The sequence below is a fragment of the Dyella sp. SYSU CM1112 genome, assembly GCF_058216415.1.
Genome location: NZ_JBZEGI010000009.1, coordinates 81,798 through 105,369, shown reverse-complemented (window position 1 = coordinate 105,369; position 23,572 = coordinate 81,798). Strand labels below are relative to the sequence as shown.

General features: G+C 56.6%; 18 protein-coding genes. 6 read left to right on the top strand and 12 right to left on the bottom strand.

Annotated features, from left to right (window positions below):
- Nucleotide 1: 1 nt before the first annotated feature.
- From AC4HNJ_RS13855 to AC4HNJ_RS13845, 3 genes are read right to left on the bottom strand one after another with little or no spacing between them, the layout of a single operon-like run.
- A complete protein-coding gene (locus tag AC4HNJ_RS13855; protein WP_490480177.1) occupies nt 2–835 on the bottom strand; it encodes a hypothetical protein in 834 nt (277 codons plus the stop codon).
- Nucleotides 832–1,812 (bottom strand): hypothetical protein, encoded by a 981-nt coding sequence (locus AC4HNJ_RS13850; RefSeq protein ID WP_490480176.1) that lies wholly within the window; start codon nt 1,810–1,812, stop codon nt 832–834. Before AC4HNJ_RS13850 ends, AC4HNJ_RS13855 begins: the two co-directional genes overlap by 4 nt.
- A 16-nt stretch (nt 1,813–1,828) precedes the next feature.
- A complete protein-coding gene (locus AC4HNJ_RS13845) occupies nt 1,829–4,150 on the bottom strand; it encodes a hypothetical protein (protein WP_490480175.1) in 2,322 nt (773 codons plus the stop codon).
- A gap of 1,291 nt (nt 4,151–5,441) precedes the next feature.
- On the opposite strand from AC4HNJ_RS13845, the gene AC4HNJ_RS13840 reads away from it, so the two are divergent.
- Entirely contained in the window at nt 5,442–6,884 is a 1,443-nt protein-coding gene (locus AC4HNJ_RS13840) for an asparagine synthase-related protein (protein ID WP_490480174.1), read from the top strand.
- 179 nt (nt 6,885–7,063) lie between these two features.
- On the opposite strand, the gene AC4HNJ_RS13835 is transcribed toward AC4HNJ_RS13840, so the two are convergent.
- The 8 genes from AC4HNJ_RS13835 to AC4HNJ_RS13800 all read right to left on the bottom strand — a co-directional run bounded on the left by AC4HNJ_RS13835 (nt 7,064) and on the right by AC4HNJ_RS13800 (nt 17,690).
- A complete protein-coding gene (locus AC4HNJ_RS13835) occupies nt 7,064–7,273 on the bottom strand; it encodes a dodecin (protein ID WP_490480173.1) in 210 nt (69 codons plus the stop codon).
- Between the two features lie 145 nt (nt 7,274–7,418).
- A complete protein-coding gene (locus tag AC4HNJ_RS13830; RefSeq protein ID WP_490480172.1) occupies nt 7,419–8,798 on the bottom strand; it encodes an FAD-containing oxidoreductase in 1,380 nt (459 codons plus the stop codon).
- A 144-nt stretch (nt 8,799–8,942) separates the two neighbouring features.
- On the bottom strand, nt 8,943–9,791 hold the full coding sequence (locus tag AC4HNJ_RS13825) for a polyphosphate kinase 2 family protein (protein WP_490480171.1): 849 nt from the start codon (nt 9,789–9,791) through the stop codon (nt 8,943–8,945).
- 128 nt (nt 9,792–9,919) lie between these two features.
- The gene (locus tag AC4HNJ_RS13820) at nt 9,920–12,412 is read right to left on the bottom strand and encodes a plasma-membrane proton-efflux P-type ATPase (RefSeq protein ID WP_490480170.1); all 2,493 of its coding nucleotides are present in this window, start codon (nt 12,410–12,412) and stop codon (nt 9,920–9,922) included.
- A 62-nt stretch (nt 12,413–12,474) separates the two neighbouring features.
- Nucleotides 12,475–13,239 (bottom strand): enoyl-ACP reductase FabI, encoded by a 765-nt coding sequence (fabI, locus tag AC4HNJ_RS13815; RefSeq protein ID WP_490480169.1) that lies wholly within the window; start codon nt 13,237–13,239, stop codon nt 12,475–12,477.
- Nucleotides 13,240–13,252: 13 nt separating this feature from the next.
- Nucleotides 13,253–14,467, bottom strand: a complete 1,215-nt coding sequence (locus tag AC4HNJ_RS13810) for an acetate/propionate family kinase (RefSeq protein WP_490480168.1) — start codon at nt 14,465–14,467, stop codon at nt 13,253–13,255.
- A 3-nt stretch (nt 14,468–14,470) separates the two neighbouring features.
- Nucleotides 14,471–15,901, bottom strand: a complete 1,431-nt coding sequence (locus AC4HNJ_RS13805; protein ID WP_490480167.1) for a bifunctional enoyl-CoA hydratase/phosphate acetyltransferase — start codon at nt 15,899–15,901, stop codon at nt 14,471–14,473.
- A 49-nt stretch (nt 15,902–15,950) separates the two neighbouring features.
- On the bottom strand, nt 15,951–17,690 hold the full coding sequence (locus AC4HNJ_RS13800; protein WP_490480166.1) for a PHA/PHB synthase family protein: 1,740 nt from the start codon (nt 17,688–17,690) through the stop codon (nt 15,951–15,953).
- A gap of 230 nt (nt 17,691–17,920) precedes the next feature.
- Here AC4HNJ_RS13800 and AC4HNJ_RS13795 point away from each other — a divergent pair, with 230 nt between their 5' ends.
- Entirely contained in the window at nt 17,921–18,865 is a 945-nt protein-coding gene (locus AC4HNJ_RS13795; protein ID WP_490480165.1) for an LOG family protein, read from the top strand.
- Between the two features lie 14 nt (nt 18,866–18,879).
- Nucleotides 18,880–20,259: an MBL fold metallo-hydrolase RNA specificity domain-containing protein gene (locus tag AC4HNJ_RS13790; protein WP_490480164.1), complete on the top strand. Its 1,380-nt coding sequence runs from the start codon at nt 18,880–18,882 to the stop codon at nt 20,257–20,259.
- A 216-nt stretch (nt 20,260–20,475) separates the two neighbouring features.
- Here AC4HNJ_RS13790 and AC4HNJ_RS13785 read toward each other — a convergent pair whose 3' ends face one another.
- Nucleotides 20,476–21,069, bottom strand: a complete 594-nt coding sequence (locus AC4HNJ_RS13785; RefSeq protein ID WP_490480163.1) for an OmpA family protein — start codon at nt 21,067–21,069, stop codon at nt 20,476–20,478.
- A gap of 575 nt (nt 21,070–21,644) precedes the next feature.
- On the opposite strand from AC4HNJ_RS13785, the gene uilS reads away from it, so the two are divergent.
- The 3 genes from uilS to AC4HNJ_RS13770 all read left to right on the top strand — a co-directional run bounded on the left by uilS (nt 21,645) and on the right by AC4HNJ_RS13770 (nt 23,361).
- On the top strand, nt 21,645–22,505 hold the full coding sequence (gene uilS, locus AC4HNJ_RS13780) for a UilS family quorum-quenching N-acyl-homoserine lactonase (protein ID WP_490480162.1): 861 nt from the start codon (nt 21,645–21,647) through the stop codon (nt 22,503–22,505).
- Nucleotides 22,506–22,800: 295 nt separating this feature from the next.
- On the top strand, nt 22,801–23,232 hold the full coding sequence (locus tag AC4HNJ_RS13775; protein WP_490480161.1) for a host attachment protein: 432 nt from the start codon (nt 22,801–22,803) through the stop codon (nt 23,230–23,232).
- Between the two features lie 9 nt (nt 23,233–23,241).
- Nucleotides 23,242–23,361 carry a hypothetical protein gene (locus tag AC4HNJ_RS13770; protein WP_490480160.1) on the top strand — a complete coding sequence of 40 codons (120 nt, stop codon included), beginning with the start codon at nt 23,242–23,244 and terminating at the stop codon, nt 23,359–23,361.
- Nucleotides 23,362–23,572 lie beyond the last annotated feature (211 nt).

The following is a 23,572-nucleotide window of genomic DNA, read 5'->3' as shown; positions in this document are numbered from 1 at the left end:
ATCAACCTCTATTCGCGGAATGATGAATGTGTGAAAAGTCGGCGCCAAGCGTTCGCCGCGCCTCCTGCAATACAGGCGAACGCCAGACAGGACTGCCGTGATCGTTACAGTAAAGTGGTTTGTCGCATCGAAACGCTTCGATGCCTGATACAGGCGCAAGCCATGTCATCACTGGCTCCAGTTGACTAGCGCCATATGCCATGGCGCGTCGGACACCAAGCCCTAGTTCGGAAATGTCCGCGTAGTACGGTGCGAGCCGGCGAGCAAACGCACGCGGCTCATACATGTCGCGTGCTGCGGCAAGCAAACTATTGCAAGCCCCCATGCACGCCCGTTGATCGGGCATGCCGATGCAATGGGCTAACGCGACAACATTGACATTGACGGTCAAATCAATGGGATTATCGGAGCCCGCATCGACCAGCCATGTGCGCACAGCGTGCGGCCGCACCCATGGCAGTGCTGCGCTATGGACGACATTGCGCGAAGCCGGAGCGATGACGCGCTCGAATGCAGTTCGCGCCGCGGTGATGGTCCGCCGTTTCCCATGCAGCAGTGCCAGCCATGCGAGCGCGGTATCGTCAGCGTCAGGCGGCAATCTTTCGATCAATCGCGGGGTCGATCCCGATGCCGGATAAAATGCAAAAGCACCGGGACGCTCCATGCATTCGCATCGTTCAATGAAATCGAGTGCACGTTGCAGCGCTGTCCTGTGTCGGATCGGGTCGAGCAGCAGCGCGATTGAAGCCGTGACGAAACACGTTTCATCGCTCAGCCCTTCGACCTCGGACGGGTAGGCGCCGCTTTGCCGTTGCATGGCGAGAAAGCCACTCACCGTGGCTTATCCTCGGGCCGGGTGGAACAAGTAACGGAAAGCAAGACACGCGCATCACGGCATACCGTAAGCCCAACAACACCATGCCACGGAACATGACCCGCCTCGTCCGGCGCACTAAGCGCGGCATACTCTGCCATTTCCCATTTTTGTTGGATACCAAACAGGAGCAAGGCTTCACGTGCCTTGCGAGGTGGACCGAGCAAGGCATCGCAGTGTGCGTACCATGTCAATGACAGAACGTCGCCCTTCGCGTCCATCGCTACGCTCAGGCCCTGCTCGGCAGCAGGCATGCGAGTCGCCACTCGCTGCTGCATCAGTGCCTCCAATAGATGTATCGCAAGGGGAGCGAGGCGGGGAAAGTCGAACCGATCGCACATAAGTGCCAAGGCCGCTGCTTGCATGGGCGCCATCTGACCGTAAATTTCGATGCCCGGTCTCATCGGATCCAGGCCCATCATGATGGGCGCGAAGGCACGCACCGGCAGATCCTGCAGCGCGGGTGATCTGAGCAAGGGCCATGAGTGCAGGACCGCACCAGCGGGGATTTCAAGATACAACTTTCGATGAAAGACACCATCGCGCAGCCGGGTTCCGATCCATCCGCCGTAACGCCATCCAAGATCAGCTCGTCGCCCCCACTGCGGTAGCAGATCGCGCACCTGCTCCGTCGTGCATGACGATGCAAGCGCAAGACACCGCGCTTGCCGTACGAGCGGTGTCGCGGCTGGGTCCGGGTCGACAGTCAGGCGCACCCCGACGGAACCGTCGTTTTGAGACCAGACGCATTGGAACTCCACCGGATCGCCGCCAGCCGCCAGATTGCTGGACGCGGATGTGGGGTCCGCGCAAAGCGCACGGACCTCCGCCTCCCAGGCAGCAGCCAGCGAGGAATCGCCGACTGCACGACAGGCGTGCCGTACACGGTCACGTCTGTCGTACACAGTTATCGCTTCGATGGGAGGCACGACACTCATGCAACCTATCCGCCGCTCAGTGGGTCGAGATGTCTACGATGCAGACCTGGATAATTCCAGGCGGCTCGGCAGCGACTGGCGGCAGATGAATCTGCAACTTATCGGTGACCGTGATAGTCCCTGTGCCCTTGACGGTGCCGTCTTTCAAGACGTAATCCGCGTTGTAGTAAAAAATGACTGACCCTGCATCACGCGGTTTGTTTAGCGTGTAAAACAGGGGCAGCGATTTCACGGGTGTGTCCGACGCCGGCGACAATATGTTGTACGGCAACAGATTGCGTGTCGCCATTGCCTGGCCATCCGCGTTACCCGTTTGCCTGGCCGTGATCGCCGTCACGCGTTCCGCCGGGACCTTCGCTGCGGACGTCAACAAGTTACCGCTACTGTCCCTCATCTGAAAGACGTTGACCGTCACCTGATCGACCAGCCCCCAGTTGATCTGATTGGTGAATATCTCGACGCTGTAAACTTCTTCGGTATCCTTCAGGATCAGCGGACCGCGACTGAAGGGAACATTGATGTCATTCACGACAAAAAAAGAACCGTCGCCGTAGATCACCTGTCCGTTGAGTTCGAAGTAAGCGGTTTGTGGATCCGGCTTAGCCATGAACACCCACGGCTCCGAAGACGAAAGACCCGGCTGAGGAGAGGGAACCCAACCATCCCAACTGTAGTTGGGTGGCTGAGGAAGCGAGGGGTTCTGTTTATCAAAATAGGCCGCATTGGCATCTATGGAAAGGAATCCGTCTTCGCCCTTCGCCGCAATAGCGCGCAAACTGAAACTGGCAAGCTGCTCTTGCGGTGTCAGCACAAAAACCTGATCGGCATTATCCGAACCAAATTGTTCGTTCGGTTGAACAGTAATCACATTGCCCGATGCAAGCTGATACCGAAGTCGGTAGTTGTACGTATTGGTTACCGGCACATGATAGGTTGAAGAAAAGCTGATTTTTTCACCGTTGCTGATCATCTCCTTGGTTTGACGCTTCGGCTTCTCGCCTTCCGGCGGCATCTCGAAGAAATCAATAAACACTTTCTTGACGGCATTCTTCGTGGCATCGTTGAACGGAATCCCCGATCCGATGAAGGTGACCGTACGTATGCCGAATTGATTCGGACGGAAGGAAATACGCGTCGCGCTGTCTTTGATCCATCCGGACGTATACGGTTTTTGTCCGCCAGGGAAATTCACCCGATACATATATTCATAATTCGGATCGAACGAATTGCCCCCAGGGGCAACATACGTCACGCTCGATTGGCCGCCATCGGCAACGCTGAGACTGAACGTGTTATCGGTGGTCCGTGTCGGATATCGGACGGTGACCTCGATGTCATCGAATTGCGGCTGACCGTTCTCGTCGCTCGGGTCGCCTACCAATTCGAAAGTAACTATGAGTTGCCGGTTATCTATCTCGTGATAGATCTTGCGCCAGGTATCTTCGTCGAAGCGGGGCAGGAAGCGGGATACCGGCGTGCTCCATTCAACAATCGCGTCCTCGGAGTAAACCGCACTGAAATCGCTGATTGCCGAAACCGGGTTATCGTTACCCTGGGCCAGCAGGCGGGCTGTCTCCACGGCATCGGTCACCTGCGTCTCTAGCGTGCTCCACGCCCAATCGCGAACCATCTGCACCAGTTCGTCGGTACCTCCCACGCCCTTCTTCACCTCCACATCGCCGGCACCGGATTGCTTCAGATTTTGCTTGACCTCCACCAATACTGAGTAACTCTTGCCCCAGGTATCCTTGCGGGTTTCGTATGTGCGTTCGTATTCGATCGCCGCCGATGCGGTATAGGTGATGGTCGCACTGGCTCCCAATAATTGAGTGAGCACGCCCATGTTGTAGCTGATCGAAAAAGATGAGAGCCGGCCCTCACCACTGAAGCTGCCGACGAATGCCTTGACCTGCTCTTCTGTCATAAGCTCGATCTGGAAACGTGCGGTATTGGTCGCAAACAGCGAGGGTGGTACCGCAATCTGTCGAGCAACAACCTTGCCGTTCTCCGGCAAGTCAAAATCAAAGAAGGCGTTTCCGCTAGTCCATGTGAACTTCCCCCACCCGGTGATGCCGGGGATTTGCCGCTCGGCGGCACGCTTCGCTTCCTCAGGGGAAACCAGCTCGACCTCGAACACGCATGCACCTGCTATGCCGGCACCATTGGAGGTGTACTTGGTCAAACTGAAAGCTGGCTGTCCCTGATCGATCCGCAACCTAGGGACCGGTACCAGATACCAAATACCCTTGTCGGTACGATCTTGAAACACGGTAATCTGAAGCTGCTGGCCACTGGGATCGGAATAATCAACTTGGCGCGCAGTAGTAACGTCAAACATGATTCTTTCCCCTGTCTATGTAAGAGATGACACCTACGTTTTGCAGCTCCGCGACACTATCGCCGCGCAAAAGAAATGGGCTGCCGGATGAAGCAGGCGCGTTTTCCAAAGTGATCAAGCCGAACACTTTTCGCCACGATCTCGCTGCGAAGTAGCCGATGGTTTGGCGACACCGTATTCAGCCTTTGGCGCGCTGCTCAAGGCTGCTACTTTCTCGTTAGAGCAGTCGCGACTCCTACGACACATTTCAGGCAGCACTTACCAGCAGGAGAGAAAATCTCCCCGAAAGAATTCACACTCAATGTGTCGTGCAATCGATAGCGATGGTGCGGCCCAGGCGCCTAAGCGTTGCAAAGGCTCCCATGGATGGGACCCGCACGAATGCCAACCATGAAGGCTTTGTTCTTCGCGAAGGCATAACACGAATTGACTGTTGCGCTCATCACACTCCCCTGTTAACGACGCTTATCAGCCATGCAACCAAGCTTCTCCAGGCAATCAGGCCCTACTCCGCCAAAATGATTTGGCAGCGGCTTGTGTTGCGTACGAACCAAGGGGGATGGAGCTGGGATGTTCTATGCGTTATCGCCCGCTTTCCAGATGGATAATCCGGAAAGCCACCTCACGACACGGGTTACTTCAGAACCTCACGCATGGCCGCATTGCTGCGCCGGGATAAAGCACCAGATCGCGAAGTCATACTGACATGAGAACCCTGTGGTAACGCAAAGACATACGAAACTGCCGCATATGCACACATCCCCCTACTTCCGTGCATAGCATGATCCAACCGTTGGGATAGTGGACCCGTATCCGTTAAAGTCCCGTGTAGTAATTGTCTTCTATCCCATCACTCAACGCGTGATGAGGGTGTGGAAATGCCACGCTCACACACCGCAGAAAATAGCCATAAAGCGAGTAATTCGCTGCGACCTGAGAACAATACCGGCCGCAGTGAAAAGCACGCTCCGTGCTTATTCCGTCCCATGGCGAACTTATGCGTTTTCGTAACGCATGAACACTGCTCAAAAGAAGTGTTTTTACCACTCATACACGGCGACGCTCCTACTATCATCGTCAAAATTATGAGACAAAAATGACGAGATGACCCATAGCCTGAATGAATACGCTTTATGGCGTAACGGGTTCGACTTGACCATGACGCTGGCCCGTGTGATCGCTGTATCCATGATTTGTGCATGATGCCAATGACAAACAGGCGATCCATAACCACCAGCAATTTCGTCCCGTTTTGACTCGCGCATGCTCTGAATCGATTGTAGGTGGCGGCATGGATACATCGCTTTTTGAACGGGCAGAATCGAGCCACGAAACCATCGAGAAGATCCATCTTCGCACCAGTCCCTACGCTGGCGCTGCCGATTTCTCTCCATTGGAGTCACGTCGGACACGTATCGACGCCATCGACAAGGTATCGCTTGCCGATCTTTTACGTAATGCATTTGTTTATCCGCCGCACACCATCTATCGCGATGTAAAGAACCTTGCGACCGGCTTCATCCTTCCGCAAAAAGACACAGACGAGCCAAGATTTCATTTCGCCTATCAGTCCGCGCTGGCCACATCGCGGCCTTCACCGGACGCGACGAATGACGACAGCTTGCTGCGTGCCTACCATCAATTGCTTACCTACGCCGTACAGCGATGCACCGCCGACATAAAGAATCCCTGGTTTCTGCAAAGCGGAGGCAAGGATTCCACCTCGCTGGCCATCGCCATCGCGGATGTGCGTCCGGATACAACCTGCATCACTTATCTAGGTGGCAAGGAAGAAAATGAAATCGAATCGGCCCGCTTCGTGGCGCATCGGTTCGGCTTGCGCCATGAGGCATTGGTGTGCGACCCCGGCCGCGCTTACGACCGTTATCTCGCGATGACACCGCGCATGCCTCTGTTGACAGCCGACTTTGCCACGCTTTCTTGCGCGGATCTGATGACCGAAATCGGTCACCGGCAAGGTGATGGCATCATCGATGCCCTGGGTGTGGATCCGTATTTTGGCGTGCCCTTGCATTTGAAAGACCATCTGCTTGGCTTTCTGGCAAGAAGCAAACGCATACCTGCTTCATTGCTCAAGCATCCGCTCATCAGCCGCAGCTTCAAGCTTTGCTTTGCATTGAGCACCATGCAGATGAATCGCTTTGAACGTCACTTTCCCGGCTCGCGATTCAGCGACGAAGAAGTCGACGAACTCTTCGGACGGAACGTCTCCGTGTGTTCACGCGAACGCATGGAAATGTTCCAGGATGACCTGCAAGCCGCGGAATCGGAGGAGGCCGTGCTACGCGTCGTTCTTGTCGTGCTGGAGGCAGCGGGTTTCGCCAAAGGGATGTACACGGCGGAGGCCGCCGGCTTGCGCCTGGCCTATCCCTACTGCGACCAAGAACTCTGCGAATGGATCTTCAATAGTGTCCCCGACGATCGCCTTATCGGCGCCGGCGGCGTCAACAAGGTATTGATGCGCCGGTATATCGCACAAAGCTTTCAGCGACTGCCTTACGTGAAATCCAAAGGCTCGTTCCGCTTCGATGTGCAAGGCTTGGCGAGGCAGCGCTTCGACCAAGTGCACGCCTTTGCCTTGCAGGCTCGCGCGCTACTTCCCGGCGCACCGAAGTGGCTGGAAGACCACCGGCATTGCCTGGATAACAAATTCTTCGCATCCAAATTCTATCTGCTCGCAGTAACGCTTCCCTGGCTGCTTCATCGACTTTAAATCGCTCACCGGCTCTAGACACCTCGTCGAGGCGAGGCGCACCCGGCGTCACTATTGCTCTGTGAGCCACTGCCTCCCACGCAACATCCACCCCAGCACATGGCACCCTGGCTGCGCCTTGATGACGGCGCAGTTGGATTGGCTCGGTATCCGTTGCCTAGCGGAATTGACGCGGCAATTCAGACCTCAAGCGTAAATCCAATCTTCACTGTGACCTGCCAATGGGACACCTCCCCATTCTCCACGTACCCCCGGGTCTCCGTTACTTGAAACCAGCGGATATCGCGGATGGTCTGGGACGCCCGCCTGATGGCACAGCGGACAGCATCATCGCTGCTCGTCTTGGAAGAGCCAGTAAGTTCAACGGATTTGTACACATGATCGGACATGGCGTAGGTCTCCATCGGCTATGAATGTGTAAAAACGTCCGCAACTGCTTCACTTTTCGCGCCAACCACGTGAACAAGAATACCGCCTTGTATCGCGCGGATTTCAGAAACAGGCACATTCTTCTGCACCTGCTTGAATCTTCACCTATGTTGCAGCAGTCAGGCTCTGCAGTGTCGTAGGCAGCAATTCGGATACCGTGGGGTGGATATGGACGGCATGCGTTACCGTGCGATAAGAAGCCTTGGCATACATCGTGTCAAGCAAACTGTGGATGGCTTCGTCGCCATTTACACCAAGGATCGCGGCACCCAGTAATTGCCCGGTTTTCCCATCGACGACTACTTTCATGAAGCCAAGCGTTTCGCCGCGCTCGATAGCGCGTCCCACGCGCGCCATCGGCCTCACGCCGATCTGCACATCATGACCATGCTTCAATGCCTCTTGCTCCGTAAGCCCGATACGGGCCAGCGGCGGGTCGATAAATAGCGAGTAGCAAGGAATTCGATCGGAAATACGTCTCGGCTCACGGTCCAGTACATTCGCAGCCACGATCTCGTAATCGTTGTACGACGTATGCGTAAAGGCGCCTTTGCCATTGCAGTCGCCCATCGCCCAGATGCCTTTGACGTTGGTTCGGCATTGGTCGTCAACCGTGATATAGCCGTGTTCGTCTATGGCAACACCTGCCTTGTCCAGACCCAGGTCGTCCGTGTTCGGGCGACGGCCGACCGCCAACAACAGGTGCGTGCCGCGCACTTCCAGGCGCGGATCAGCGCACCGGGCCACGACGCTGATGTCGCCCGCCTTTCCGCTCAGCGCCATGCACTCTGCGGACAAATGGAAGGTGATGCCCTCTTGCCGAAGGATATCGACCACCGCCGCCGACACTTCGGGATCTTCTCGCGGCAACAAGCGATCGCCACGCTCGACAATCGTTACCTCTGATCCAAAGCGGCGAAACATCTGCCCGAATTCCAAGCCGATGTAGCTGCCGCCGATAATGACCAGATGCCGCGGTAGCTCGCGCAGATCCATGATGCCTGTATTGGTGAAGTAAGGTACCGCGTCGATGCCGGGGAAATCCGGGACCACCGCACGCCCACCCACATTGAGGAATATCTCATCCGCTTCAATCAGCGCGTCATCCACGCGCAGGGTGCGTGGCGATTCGAATCGGGCGTGACCGCGCAACAGCGAAACATTCGGCATGCTCGCCAGCCATTTTTCGACATTGCTGCGGGAGTTTTCAGATATGCCGCGGGTCCGCTTCCAGACACGCTCCATGTCGACCTTGAGATCATCGCCGGCAAGCACGCCATAGCTGGCTGCGCGACGACCAAGGTGCGCGACGTAGGCACTTGCCACCATGGCCTTGGTAGGAATGCAACCGGTATTGACGCAAGTGCCACCCACCAGCTTTCGCTCGATCACGACAACCCTGCGGCCCGATTTCCCCAACCGCTCGGCCAACGACGGCCCCGCCTGTCCCGCCCCGACGACCACCGCATCAAACCGCTGGCTCATACCGTCTCCCCAAAGGATTCGTGGAGCGACAAGTGTGCAGCAACAGCATAAAAAGAATTGTTAATGCACAGGCCCTGGCCCATCCTCATTTCCATGGGACCTTGCACCGCTTTCAAATGCTTATTGTGCTGAGTGCATAAAGATTTAGATCTTTTCCCGCCTGCCTTTATGGGCGGCCGAGTGGTACTTTTTTCTGATTTCCGCCAGGTCGACATGGGCCGGCGGAAATTTCAGCCCCATCTCGGCCATGGTATCAGCAATGATTTGTGAGACCGCCAGGTTACGAAACCATTTGTGATTCGCGGGCACGACATACCAAGGAGCGCTCTTCGTGCTAGTCAGTGCAAGAACGTCTTCGTACGCGGCGATATAGTTCTGCCACAACTCGCGTTCAGCGTAATCGCTTTCGCTGATCTTCCAATGTCTCGCATTGTCATCGAGTCGCCGTTTGAAGCGCGCAAGTTGTTCCTCCGGGCTTATGTGAAGGAAAAACTTGAGAATGCGCGTACCGTTCGATTCGAGCAGTCTTTCGAAATCATTGATCAACTCGTAATAACCCGACCAGACGGATCGGGTAACCAACTTATGCACGCGTACGATTAGCACGTTCTCATAATATGAGCGATTATAAATGGCGACCTGCCCTTTCGATGGCGCCGGAAGATGAGCACGCCATAGAAAATCATGTGCAAGTTCAAGTCTGCTAGGTTCCTTGAATGCCGTGACCGAGGTGCCTTGCGGATTCATGCCGCTGAAGATATGCCGGATCGTGCCATCCTTCCCTGCAGCATCGAGCGCCTGCAGCACGATCAGGAGCGACTGGCCACCGTCGGCATAAAGAAGATACTGAAGCTCACCCATCCGCTGGACGTGCCTGTCGATTTCGCGCTCGGCCTTTTTGTGCGTTGCATGCTCACCCGTATAGGAAGGATCGATTTTTGAAAGCTTCACCTTCGTGCCGGGTTTGACAGCCAAACTCTTGCGATAGTCCATAGGGGTAGTTCCTCGGTTGCCTCACGTCAGCAAAGAATACCTCTCCATGAGTGCCATCCCCAGGCTGACATCCGCCGCAGACTGTGCGTCCCAGGCCGATTACCCGCCGCCCGGGATGATGAAGCCGCTCAAAGACGACGATGCAGTGCGCCCAAGAATGTCTGGTGACGCTCTGTTTGATGGCTAAGATGGTTGAATACCATACGTTTGGCCGTGTCAGTGACAATTGACCAGACGATTGAATACACCCAAATGAGCGCGATATCGGACCAGTCGATCGGCGCGATCAATCCGAAGAAGCCCCAGGCGCACAGCAATGTCGCCGCAATCTTGGTGATCACCGCTGACCAGATCATTACCGGCGCGGGATAGGGCTTTCTCCAGAAGGCGCCCTTGCTGCGCGATACGAATAAGGTGAGATGACCGGCAACCGCCATTTTGAGAAAAATGTAAGTCTGCACTTTGGGAAGGGGTAGGTGCAGCCAGTCCAGCGCCAGGTAAAGCATGAGGAAACTGCCAACTGTGCCGGTCATCCCCATTACCGTCGATACGGTGAGTATGCGCCGCATATCCCAGCGCACCGGATGAGGATCGGCAACGGTATGATCATAGGCAATGGTCATGATTGGCACATCATTGAAGAAGGCCAGCAGGATGATCATGACGGCGGTAATGGGATAGAAGTTGTACGCCAGCATCGCGAGCACCACGAAGACCATGATGCGAATCGTCTCGGTGATACGGTAGATAGCGTAAGCGTTCATCCGTTCAAAAATACGCCGCGCTTCCTCCACCGCCCTGACGATAGTCGACAGGCCAGGCGCTGTGAGAATCAGCGCAGCCGCTGCGCGTGCAGCATCGGTGGCACCCGAAACGGCAATTCCCACGTCCGCTTGCTTGAGTGCCGGCGCGTCGTTCACTCCGTCACCGGTCATGGCCACACGATGACCCGCGCTCTGGATGGCCTTGACGATACCGTACTTATGCTCGGGAAAGACTTCAGCGAAGCCGTCAGCCGCCGCGATCTTTTCCGCAAGCTCCCCGTCTGCTTGCGGCGAACGATTGTCGAACACATCGCCAGCCGCGATGATGTTGCGACCGATGCCAAGTTGGCTGGAAATCTCGCGCGCAATGGCGCAATTGTCGCCAGTCACCATTTTCACGGTGATGCCATGACGCTGCGCATCGGCGATCGTTTGCATTGAATCCTCGCGCGGCGGATCGTACAGCGCCAGCACACCGTCGAGCTGCCATGCGCCATCATCGATACGGCTGGCAACCCCAAGCGTACGGTAGCCGCGTGCTGCCTGTGCATTGATCCAAGCCTGCGCCTTAGTACGGATCGCGACATCGACCTTGGCCAGGTCGAGCATCACTTGTGGGGCCCCCTTGCTGGTCGTCAGTCCGTGTCCATCTGCTCCGGTCCAACTACCCTCGCTGCGCTTGCCAACCGGATCAAATGGCTTGAAATGCACCCGATGCAAGTTCACCGGCAATACGTCACCCTTCAGTGCGAAAAAAATCGCTGCATCAATTGCATCGCCATTGTCCCTCTGGCTTGCCAACGCGGCGTGCAGATTCAATGTTGCGGCATCCTGTACCGCAAGCAGCAGCGGTTCGCCCAACGTGAGTCTGTTTTGGGTCAGCGTGCCGGTCTTGTCGGAGCACAGAATGTCGACCGCCGCCATTTCCTCGATGGATTCCAGCCGGGAGACGATCGCCTTCTCCTTCGAGAGGACCAGTGCCCCGAGCGCCATCGTCACCGACAATACCGCTGGCATGGCGACCGGTATCGACGCAACGGTGAGAATCAGCGCGAACTGCACGAGGTCGAGCCATGGAAGACCACGATGCAGCTCAACCAATACCAGCAACGCCACCAGGCCGAGGCTGATGTAGATCAGATAGTCGCCGATGTTCAGCACCGCTTTTTGGAAATGCGACGCAGCGCCGGCCTTCTGCACCAGTTGCGCGGTTTTGCCCAGATAAGTGTGCACACCGGTGGCATAGACCACGCCGACCATCTCACCCTGTTTGGCGATGGAACCCGAATACACCACATCTCCCGCCTTACGGTCGACCGGCAGTGACTCGCCAGTCAATGCCGACTGATCGACACTGAGATAGTCGCCATCCAGCAGTTTGATATCCGCCGGGAGAATATCGCCGAGGCGCACGCGTACAACATCGCCGGGTACCAGGTCTACGGTAGGACGCTCTTCCCAACGGTTGTCGCGCTGCACGCGGCACTTCAATGCCAGTTGCTTTTTCAAGGCGTCCAGCGCACTGGACGCTTTGTACTCTTGCCAGAAACCAATCCCCGCGTTGAACAGCAAGAGCAAGATGATGATGATGAAATCGGCCCAATGTCTTACCAGCGCGGACAACAGCGCGGCGGCTTCGATCATCCAGGGAATCGGTCCCCAGAAGTAATGCAGCAGTTTCATGACCAGACTTTGCCTGATCTCCGGCAAGCTGTTTGGCCCATAGAGCTTAAGGCGCTGTAGCGCCTCGGATCCGGTCAACCCCGTCAAGCGGCTATTCAACTGCTGCAATATCGCGTCCGATGCGGTGGCCTCGGCGGTCTTGGCGTCTAGTTGGTGCAGTGCGGATGTATCCATCTCATGTTCTCTACATCTGTGGCGCGTACTTAATGCACGCGCGCTTGATCATGCTGGAAGCGTCAGCTCATGATGTGGTAACCGGCATCCACATATTCCACGTTGCCAGTAAGCGAAGCGGCCTCATCACTGGCAAGAAATGCCGCTACGGCACCCACGTCTTCAATGCGGACTAATCGGTGCTCGGGAGCACGGGTTCGCGCCCGGTCGAGCAATTCGTCGAATCGATCCAGACCGGACGCTGCGCGCGTCATCAATGGTCCTGGCGAAATGGCATGCACGCGGATGCGTTGGTCGCCAAGTTCGGCGGCCATATAACGTACCGTGCTTTCCAGCGCCGCCTTGACCGGCCCCATCATGTTGTAGTCGGCAACGACTTTTTCAGCGCCGTAAAAAGTGACGGTAAGCAGGCAGCCACCGTTCGCCATCAACGGCTCGGCAAGATGGGCGACGCGGATGAATGAATGACAGGAAATGTCCATAGCCTGGTTGAAACCCGGCTGCGAACAATCCACCACGCGGGCATGCAGGTCATCACGTGGCGCGTAGGCAATCGAATGAAGAACGAAATCCAAGCTTCCCCATTTTTCCCGAATCGCAGCAAACACAGCCTCGAGCTGCCCTGGCTCGCGCACATCGCAAGGCAGAATCAGCGGGCTTTGCAGTTGTTCTGCCAAGGGCCGCACATAGGGCTCAGCCCTCGCATTCAAGTACGTAATGGCCAGCTGCGCACCGGCATGCTGGAATGCACGTGCGCAGCCATAGGCAATGCTGCTTGCGTTGGCAATGCCGATAATCAGTCCGCGTTTACCTGCAAGATCACTCATAAGCATGATTTCCTCATCGCTGGGCAGCGCGCTCAGCCACTCTTTCCGACGAAAACAGCAAACGGGTGACATGTTCTGCCATCATCGCCTCCTCATCGGTGGCGACAACGCAGACACGAACGGCACTGGGTGCCGTGCTGATCAGGAAATCGTTCCGCCCGTTAGCATCCTCGTCATACGCCACGCCAAGCCAGCCGAGCCGCTCGCACACCGCTGCACGAATTGCCGGGGCGTGCTCGCCGATGCCGGCGGAAAAGATCAGCGCATCCAGACCACCGAGGCTTGCAGCCAGCGCGCCGATCTCTCGTACGATACGGAATACGAAGAGATCGATCGCCTGCCTTGCGCGAAGATCTGCGCTCGCGAGCAAGGTACGCATGTCATTGCTGATGCCCGAGACACCGAGCAGTCCGCTGCTGTGATAAAGCATGTACTCGACCTGCGCAGCCGTAAGGCCATGCGCCTGTTGCAGATAAAGCACCACGCCGGGATCCAGGCTGCCACAGCGGGTCCCCATCATCAGGCCATCAAGAGCGGTAAAGCCCATCGTCGTATCCACGCTGCGCCCGTTGCTCATAGCGCAGAGACTTGCACCGTTGCCCAGATGGGCGGCAATAACCTTGCCTGTGGCCACGATGGGTTCCAGCTCACGAAAGCGACCGATGATGTATTCGTACGAAATGCCGTGAAACCCATAACGCCGTACGCCCTCCTCCGCATAGTTGCGCGGAATAGCCAGGCGCGTCGCCGTGCTGGACATGCTGCGATGAAAGGCTGTGTCGAAACAGGCAACTTGCGCGACATCGGGTTGAAGTTTATGCATTGCCTTGATGGCAGCCAGATTGTGCGGCTGATGCAATGGGGCGAGCGGGATCAGGCTCTCCAATCGATTGAGAACCGTCTGATCCACCCGCACCGGGCGATCGAACACATCGCCGCCATGGACGACGCGGTGTCCCACGCCAACCAGTGCCTCCTGACCGAGGTGAGCCGTCACCCAGGTAAGCAATGGCGTCAATAGTGATTCGTGATCCAGGTGATCCGTCGCGGGCCACACATGCTCGAAAATCTTGGCTTGGTTCGGTGCGCGCACGACGAAACGTGGCGCCGTTCCAATTCCTTCGATCTGGCCATGCGACAAAAGGTGTCGTGCGGAGACGCCTAGCTCGTATAGAGCGAACTTAATGCTCGACGAGCCTGCGTTAAGGGTGAGAATGGCTTTTGGCATGTATCAGGCTCCGTCAGGTGTCGCAGCCGGCATGGAAGAGGCTTGTGCAGCCAGCACAGCAACAGCACAGGAAGCGATGCGTGTCCGTGACGTATCAGCGCGGCTGGTAAGGATGATGGGTACACGCGCCCCCATCACCACGCCGGCAGCATCCGCACCGGCGAGAAAGGTCAGCTGCTTGGCCAGCAAGTTCCCCGACTCCAGATCCGGTACCACCAGAACATCGGCTGCGCCGGCCACCAGTGAGACGATATTCTTTTCGTGTGCTGCTGGAGAATTGATCGCATTGTCGAACGCCAACGGACCATCAACAAGGCCGCCGGTAATCTGCCCCCGCTCCGCCATTTTGCATAGCGCTGCAGCATCGAGTGTCGAAGGGATCGCGGGGGTTACGGTTTCCACCGCAGAGAGCACCGCCACCTTCGGCACTTTAATGCCAAGGACATGGGCGAGATCTATTGCGTTCTGGGTGATGTCGCGTTTATCGACCACGGTCGGCGCAATATTGATCGCCGCATCGGTTACCAGAAGGAGACGCTCATACCGAGGCACTCCCATCACATATATATGGCTCAGCCGTCGCCCCATGCTCAGGCTCGCATCAGCGAGCACGGCATGCATCAGCTCATCCGTGTGCAGCGACCCCTTCATCAAGAGGCCCGCTTCACCCCGCGCCACCAAGGCCACTGCAAGCTCCGCAGCGGCACGACTGTGCGGTGCGTCGACCAATCGATACGGTGCAATATCAACCTGTGCTTGCTGAGCAGCCCTCTGCACTTTTACGGCTGGCCCTACAAAAATAGGCACGATCAGGCCTTCATGCGCAGCTTCGACGGCGGCCGCCACCACCACTTCGTCGCAAGGATACGCGATGGCGGTTGGCACCGGCGCGAGGCCTGCCGTGCGCTCTATCAATTCGCGGAAGCGGTGATGATCAGACACCTGCACATCCGGCAATTCGACTCGTGGCCTCCGAACCTTTTCCAAGGGTGCAATGACCTCGGCCGTGCCCAGGATGACATCGACGCCATGTTGATTGCGGCAACGGCAATCAAAAACGATGCGGTGCTTGGTAACTTCCTTTTCCTTCGCCGTTACTGTCGCGGTAATGGTATCGCCCAGGCATACCGGCGCACGAAAGTGCAGATCCTGGGAAAGATAAATGGTCCCAGGTCCCGGCAACTCCGTGCCAAGCACCGTCGATATCAGCGCGCCACCCCACATGCCGTGCGCGATGACGTGATGAAACATATCACTGCGTGCATAATCCGGATCCATGTGGGCGGGATTCACATCGCCGGACATCGCTGCGAACAATTCGATATCGCGCTGCTGAAGGGTGTGGGAAAGGCTGGCTGAGTCACCCACCGCAATTTCGCCGTAAGTGCGATTCTCAATGCAGGATTGCGTTGTCGGCAAAAATGCTGCGTTCATCAGGACACCATGGTTATTTGGTATGACGTTCGGCCACGCCCGCGCCGTCTTATTTTTCGAGGACATACTGACCCGGCGCCGAGGGAAAAGCTTGCGCGCCACCACCGGGCATCCCCATCGGCGGCGGAGGCACCCGCTCCCCCGAATGTGCATCGAGCCATGCCTTCCATGCGATCCACCAGGAACCATCCCATGTCTTGGCGCTCGCCAACCACTCCTCTGGCGCCAAGGCAGGAGCGCCGGCGCGCTGCACCAGCGTTTTGTAATGCCGATGTGGATGTCCTGGCTCGTTTACGATGCCTGCGTTATGGCCGCCATTAGTCAATACGAAGGTGATTTCGTTCGTGAACAAATGATGGACCTTATAGACCGAACGCCATGGAGCAACGTGGTCGGATTCGGTGCCGACACAAAACACGGGTGCCGCAATCTCCTTCAATTCGACAGGTCTGCCGTTGACCATGTAGCGCCCTTCGCTGAGGTCATTGTTGAGATAAAGGTGACGAAGATATTGGGAATGCATGGTTGCCGGCATGCGTGTCGTATCAGCATTCCAAGCCATCAGGTCGTTAGGCGGCCGACGCTCACCCAATAAATAATCATTGAGCATTCGCGACCAGAGTAGATCGTAGGAGCGAAGCATCTCGAACGCGCCCGCCATCTGCGCGGCAGTGAGATAGCCCGCTTGCTGCATCTGATCTTCCAGCAGCGCGACCTGACTCTCGTCGATGAATAGCGCCAACTCGCCCGGCTCCGTAAAGTCGGTTTGAGCCGCAAGCAAGGTAAGCGATGCCAGCCGCTTGTCACCGTCACGCGCCATCGCAGCCGCTGCGATCGACAACAAGGTGCCACCAAGACAGTAGCCCGTGGCATGCACCCGTTGGTCCGGCAAAATCCGGCCGATAGCGTCGAGCGCCGCGCTTACCCCAAGATTCAGATAATCATCCATGCCCAGGCCGGCATCGGCACGCCCGGGATTTCTCCATGAGATGCAGAAGACCGTATAGCCATTATCAACCAGATAGCGGACCAACGAATTGTCCGGCGAAAGATCGAGTATGTAGTACTTCATGATCCAGGCCGGCACGATCAGGATAGGTTCCGGACGAACTGTCTGCGTGACCGGCGCATATTGAATCAGTTCGATCAGATGATTGCGCAATACCACCTTTCCAGGTGTTGCAGCGACATCGCGACCGACCACGAAACGCTCCGTACCCGCCGCAGGAATCCCGCTGACATAACGGGCGACATCTTCCATCCAGTTCCATGCACCTCGAACGAGGTTTTGACCTCCCTGTTGCCGTGTACGCCGCAGCACCACGGGGTTTGTCCAAAAGAAATTTCCCGGCGAAAACATGTCCAGCCACTGTCGCGCGACAAAGTCCATGACATTTTCATGGTGGGCAGAAACGCCGTGTATATCTGTGGTGGCTTCATGCCACCACTGCTGCTGCAGAAGAAACGATCGCGCAAAGAGATTAAATGGCCAGCTCATCCACGCTGGATCGGCAAACCGGCGATCCAGCGTGGATGCATTATCTTTCGACTGCAACATGCCATCGCCCGGCCGCGCAAAGCTGGCTACATCCGATTGCAATATTTCCATCTGCTTTAGCGCTAACCGAATCAGATCGAAACGTTTGCCTGGCGATCGCATGAGATGAGACAGCCAATCGACAAATGCCAAATAAAGTGATTCCGTCGATAACGATGCACTCCAACGTGCCTGGAGTGCATGAACTTTCGAATCAAGCTCATCAATGACTGTGTCGGGGAGATGGGTCACGGCACTTTACTTTCGTGGAATGCCTGAAAAGTATCAGGATCAAGGCCAGCGGCATTGACATAGATCAAATAGCTGATCGCCTTCGATAATACGATGCATGAAGTTCTTTAATTCTCATCGTGCCGGCCACGCCATCGTTACCATTCGATTCGGCGCCGCAAAAGAGATGAATCGCTTAGTGTCACTGGCATTTCAAATCGAAGCGCAGTGGAACGCAAAGGAGAAAAACCTTGCATCCCCGTGATTGCTCAATTCCACATCCGGCCCATCCAATCGCACGTCATGTACCTCTTCCGTGGGAGCATCCCAAGCCACGCGAAGAGGATGCGCAAGCCGAAGAAAGGCTTGCGGCCATCATGCAGAACCCGGCCTATGCCGAAGCGGACCGTGACATCGACTTTTTGCATGAAGACGGTATGCGCGGGGCACGTCTACAACTTGATTACCTTAAAGCGGAACAACTGCTCGTAGCACATGGCATCGAACGCACGATTGTCGTTTTCGGCAGCACGCGCCTGCGCGAACCAGCTACCGCCAAGCATGAACTCCTGGCTGCGCAACAGGCGGCGGCAATCCATCCTGGTGACGCCGATTGCATCCACGCGTTGCACATGGCCGAACGTCGGATGGAACTGTCACGTTACTACGATATCGGGCGGCAACTTGGTCATCTCGTCGGCAGCGCCGGAGACGCGGGACTCGCCATCCTCACTGGCGGAGGACCGGGTGGCATGGAGGCAGCCAATCGGGGCGCCTTCGATGCGGGTGCCAAGACCATCGGGCTGAATATCACCTTGCCGCGCGAGCAGTTTCCCAATCCCTATCTCACACCGGGCCTGTGCACGCAGTTCCATTACTTCGCAATGCGCAAACTCCATTTCATGAAGCGCGCCGTAGGCCTCGTCGCGCTGCCCGGTGGTTTCGGCACACTGGATGAGCTGTTTTGCGCACTTACCCTGATCCAGACACGCAAGACCGCGCCGATGCCGATCGTACTTATCGGTGAGGCTTATTGGCGGCGCGTGTTCAACGCGGACTTTCTTATGGAAGCCGGAAGCATCGATGAAGAGGACCGCGAACTGTTCTGGTACGCCGAATCGGCGGAGCAGGCCTGGAGCGGAATCCTTGCATGGCACGAACTCAATGGCAGTCCTTTAGTTATCGGAAAAAAATAGGAGCTGAGCTACCCATGAAACTATCCTTCCATGGCGCGGATCGCGAGGTAACGGGTTCTTGTCACCTTGTGGAAGTGCAGGACAAGCGAATTCTAATCGACTGCGGCATGTACCAGGGTGGCCATGAACTCGACGAAGATAATGCCGAAGATTTTGGCTTCGATCCCAAGTCGATTGACGTTCTTTTACTCACACACGCTCATTTGGACCATTGCGGCCGTATACCCCTGCTGACCAAGCGTGGGTTTTCGGGTGAAATCATTACCACGGCAGCCACTCGCGAACTGGCCAGGCTGGTCATGCTCGACGCCGCACACTTGCAGGAAGAAGAAGCCGAACACCATGCACGCCATGCCACCCGCCGCGGGGTGACGACCAAGACACCGATCTATAACACGCTCGATGCACTCAATGCATTGGATCGGTTCGGCCGCACGGCGGTTTACAACAAGCCCATTGCATTGACACCAACACTTGACGCCACTTTTTACGATGCCGGCCATATCCTCGGCTCAGCTAGCATTCGCATTGAGGACAGTCAGGGTGAACGCCGCTCCGTGATTTTCTCGGGGGATCTCGGCAATGGCGGACGCGCCATCCTGCGCGATCCGCAACCGCCGCCACCCGCCGATATTGTCGTTATGGAAACCACCTACGGTGACCGCTCACACAAGCCGTTGAATCCTTCGATTGAAGAACTGTACACGGCCATCACTGACACGCTTGCGCGCGGTGGCAACATCATCATTCCCACGTTCGCAATGGAGCGGGCACAGGACATTCTTTATTACTTGCGCGAAGGTATCGAAAAAGGCCGCTTGCCGCACGCTCTTCCGGTCTTTCTCGATTCGCCAATGGCTATCTCGGCCACCGAGATTTTTCGCCGCCATCCTGAGAGTTGCTCTCCTAAAGATCTCGCATTGTTTGACGACGGCAAAGACCCTTTCGCACTACCTGGGTTGCGTTTCACGCATCAGACAGCCGACTCCATGGCGCTCAATCAGCTCGTTGGCGGAGCCGTAATCATGGCGGGGTCCGGCATGTGCACAGGCGGGCGCGTGCGCCATCATCTTCGCCACAATCTTTGGCGCAAAGATTCAAGCATCGTCTTCGTTGGCTATGCCGCCCCCGGCACGCTGGCTCGCACCCTGATCGACGGGGCAAAACGGGTGAATTTATTCGGCGATGACATTCCCGTGCGCGCACGGCTCTATACCATCAACGGATTCTCCGCACATGCTGATCGTGAAGAACTTCTCGCTTGGCACCGTGCTTTGAAACCCAAACGCACCGTTCTCGTACACGGCGATGAGAAAGTCATGAAGAATTTCGCCGCACAGCTGACCGATACGGAAGTTCATATGCCCGGCAAAGGTGACGAGATTCTGGCGTAACGAGATGCCGCTGGCTTTCCGTAGCATCTCGATATCGGGTCCATCTTCCAACCTATCGGCCGCGATGCGGCCGATAGGTGCGTCGCTACGAGGAATAGCCAACACTAAAGGGGCAGTTGACCGCACAGCGACGGCGAGGCTTGCGCAAGCTGTCTCCCCCGCCTCGATGCGGTCACGGAAGCGATCCGTCTGCCAGAACGCGGTGGCGTTTACCAACTACGCTCCTGGCGCAGCTTGCGTCCCTGCGAAATCCACCACCAACGTCACGCGCCGATTCGATTCGGCACCCTCACCCCACTTTCCTTTCAGCACCTGACGATTTTCAGCCTTGCCGTAGCTCACCGCGCGGACTTTGTCCGGAGACAGGCCGCCAGATTTGACGAGATAGTCGCGTACCGCCTCCGCACGCGCCCGCCCCAGGCGAATGTTATAAGCCCTGCCACCTGCCGCATCAGCAAAACCTTCCACTGTCACCAATGCCTCCGGGAAGTTGCTCGAAATAACTTTGGCGAAGTCATTCAGCAACGGCTTGTCTTCATCGCGAAGCGTGGCGTCATTGAAAGCAAAATGTGAAACCGTATCGACCTGGATACGACCGTTCATTTGAGCGATCTTGGCGTCATAGGCTGCGAAGCGTTGTTGCATCTGCTGGGAGAGCGCATCGATCTCTTGCTGTTGCTTTTGATCGTTAGCGCGCAACTCGTTGATGGCGGCGTTGTAATCGACTTTCTTCACGTAATCGGAGCACCCGCCCATGGCAATGGCCAGCACACCCAGCGAGACGTAGGCAAAACGGCGATATGAACGCATAGCTGATTCCTCCTCAATGCCGCGGCCCCCCGGCACAAATGCCTGCCGCATGGAGCTTCCAATCTAGGCCGCTGCGCCGGCACCGCATTGATCTATGTCATTCAAAACAACCACGGTGGCCCAGGCCGCCCGGGGTATCCCGTCACCCGAAAGGCGCGTGCCTGCCCTGGACGGCGCTTTGGCACCAACCGTAGCCGCAAGAAGAAAACACTGCTCCACCTTACTCAAAAAGGAATGCTGATGGACGGGTTTATGGTGAGAGGCAAACAGGTCACGCGACGGTGTCAGATGAATCGGATTAAATACCACTGCCACTGCGGCCTGTTCCGGGCATACGGCAGGCGACATGCATGCAGCAAGCAAGCAGTACAAAATCGTGCGTCGCATGACAGAAGATGTCCAAATGGCTCAAACATCGGCCAAACCCTTGCGTATCGTGCGAGGCGTCGCCGATTATGCAGCGCCAGCAACCATGTGCCGTATCTGCAGGCGTGACGTCATGCCTGCGTAGCATTTGCATATAGAGCGCATGGTTCCAAGACCATCCACGCCCCTCTCCTTTCACACCCCATGACATGAAAACCACTTCGTACCGCACAGACAACGACATTGCAGTGACGCTCTACCATCCTGACACGCAGGAATCCGTTCCCGTCATCGTTCTTTGCCATGGCTTTTGTGGCATCCAGGAACTGCTGCTGCCTGGCTTTGCGCAGGCCTTCGTCCAGGCCGGCTACGCCGCTGTCACGTTCGACTATCGCGGATTCGGCGCGAGCGGCGGCGAACAGGGGCGACTCGTCCCGTCGATGCAAATCGAGGATATCCTCACCGTCATTACCTACGTAAAAACATTGCCTGGCATTGAAGCTACGCGCGTTGGACTGTGGGGCACGTCGCTCGGCGGGGGCCATGTCCTGGCAGCAGCAGCGAATGACCCATCGGTCAAGGCGGTGGTCAGCCAGCTCGGCTTTGCGGACGGCGAGCAGGTGGTGACGCGCAACATGACCGATGCCGAAAAAGAAGCATTCACCGTAACCATTGAACGTATGCACGAGAAGAAGAACCACACCGGCAAGGAAATGTTCGTCTCCATCACGAAAGTGCTGACCGATGAGCAATCAAAGGCCTTTGTGGAGGAAAACCGTCGGCGCTATCCCGCGATGGACATCAAGATACCGTTTCTTACCGTTCGCGAAATGCTCAATTACAAGCCGAAGAACCACGCTTCGCGTGTTGCATGCCCGGTGTTCGTGGTGGTTGCAGGCAACGACGGCGTCAATCCGCCAGACCAAGGCATCGCACTCTTTGAATCTGTGACAGCTTCTATCAAGAGGCTCCATGTCGAGGAGAATGCGGGCCATTACGACATATATGAAGGAAAGCACTTCGATCATTGTGTCGGTGAACAGATCGACTGGTTTCGAGAGCATGTCTGACATGAATCGGGCGGTGGCATGCCACGATTCCGACCAAGCCGCCGCGACAAAAGCGTACGCTTTTTCGGTCTAAATCCCCCACCAAGATTCAGACACTCGATATCGACCTCATTCCTCGATGCGCCGCGGGAACCGAAGCGAAGCCATCCGCCCTACCCCTGCGTGTCCGCTGGCGTGGGAGCGAGGCGTAATGCCCAATGATTTGTTGATCGTCGTCAAGATAGACGGAACATCCCGACTCTACGCTGCCTAAAATCCATATGGCGATCGAGCGGATGATCGGGAGGATGCTGCCATGTCAACCACTTGGGTGTTGGTCGCGGATGCCGCCAGGGCGCGCCTTTTCGAGTTGCCCAAGAAAGGAGCCAACCTGACTGAAATCGCCTGCTATACCCATCCTGACGGGCGAACGCCCGGACAGCACCCTCTACACGGCCGGCTTCCGCGAACACAGGAAAGCCAGGGCTCGGCACGGCATGCCATAGAGCCGAGAACATCGCTGCGGGAAAAACACGCCCAACATTTTGCCGATGTGCTGCGCGAGGTCATCCAACGCGGACGGATGGAGGGGCGTTACGATGAACTCATCCTCATGGCGCCGCCGAAGTTCCTGGGCGTACTTCACGAACGTCTGGACGATCAGACACTGAAGCACGTGGTGAGCGAAGTCGCCAATGATTTGATTAGCCTGTCACCGACGGAAATGCGCGCTTATCTCCCCGCATGATGGATGCGCATGGCCGTGGCGAATGCCAGTATCGGTGCCATTTTTGACGAGATTGCGGATGGGCTGGAACGGGATAAGGCTAATCCTTTCCGCATCCGTGCCTACCGCAATGCTGCATGGACCGTCTGAAGCGACGCAATGCCTCGAATCCTACGACGCATTGCCAGGGATAGGCGAATACCTGGCCAAGAACATCGATGAGTGCGCCTCACCCCATTCCGGCACATATAAGACAAATCCCACTGTCAAAGCGTCTATCGAAATACGACACTGAACCAGTGGCGCCACATGGGTCCATAAGGACATGGAGCCTACTAGCAACGGTCCAGCGGCATTCCCC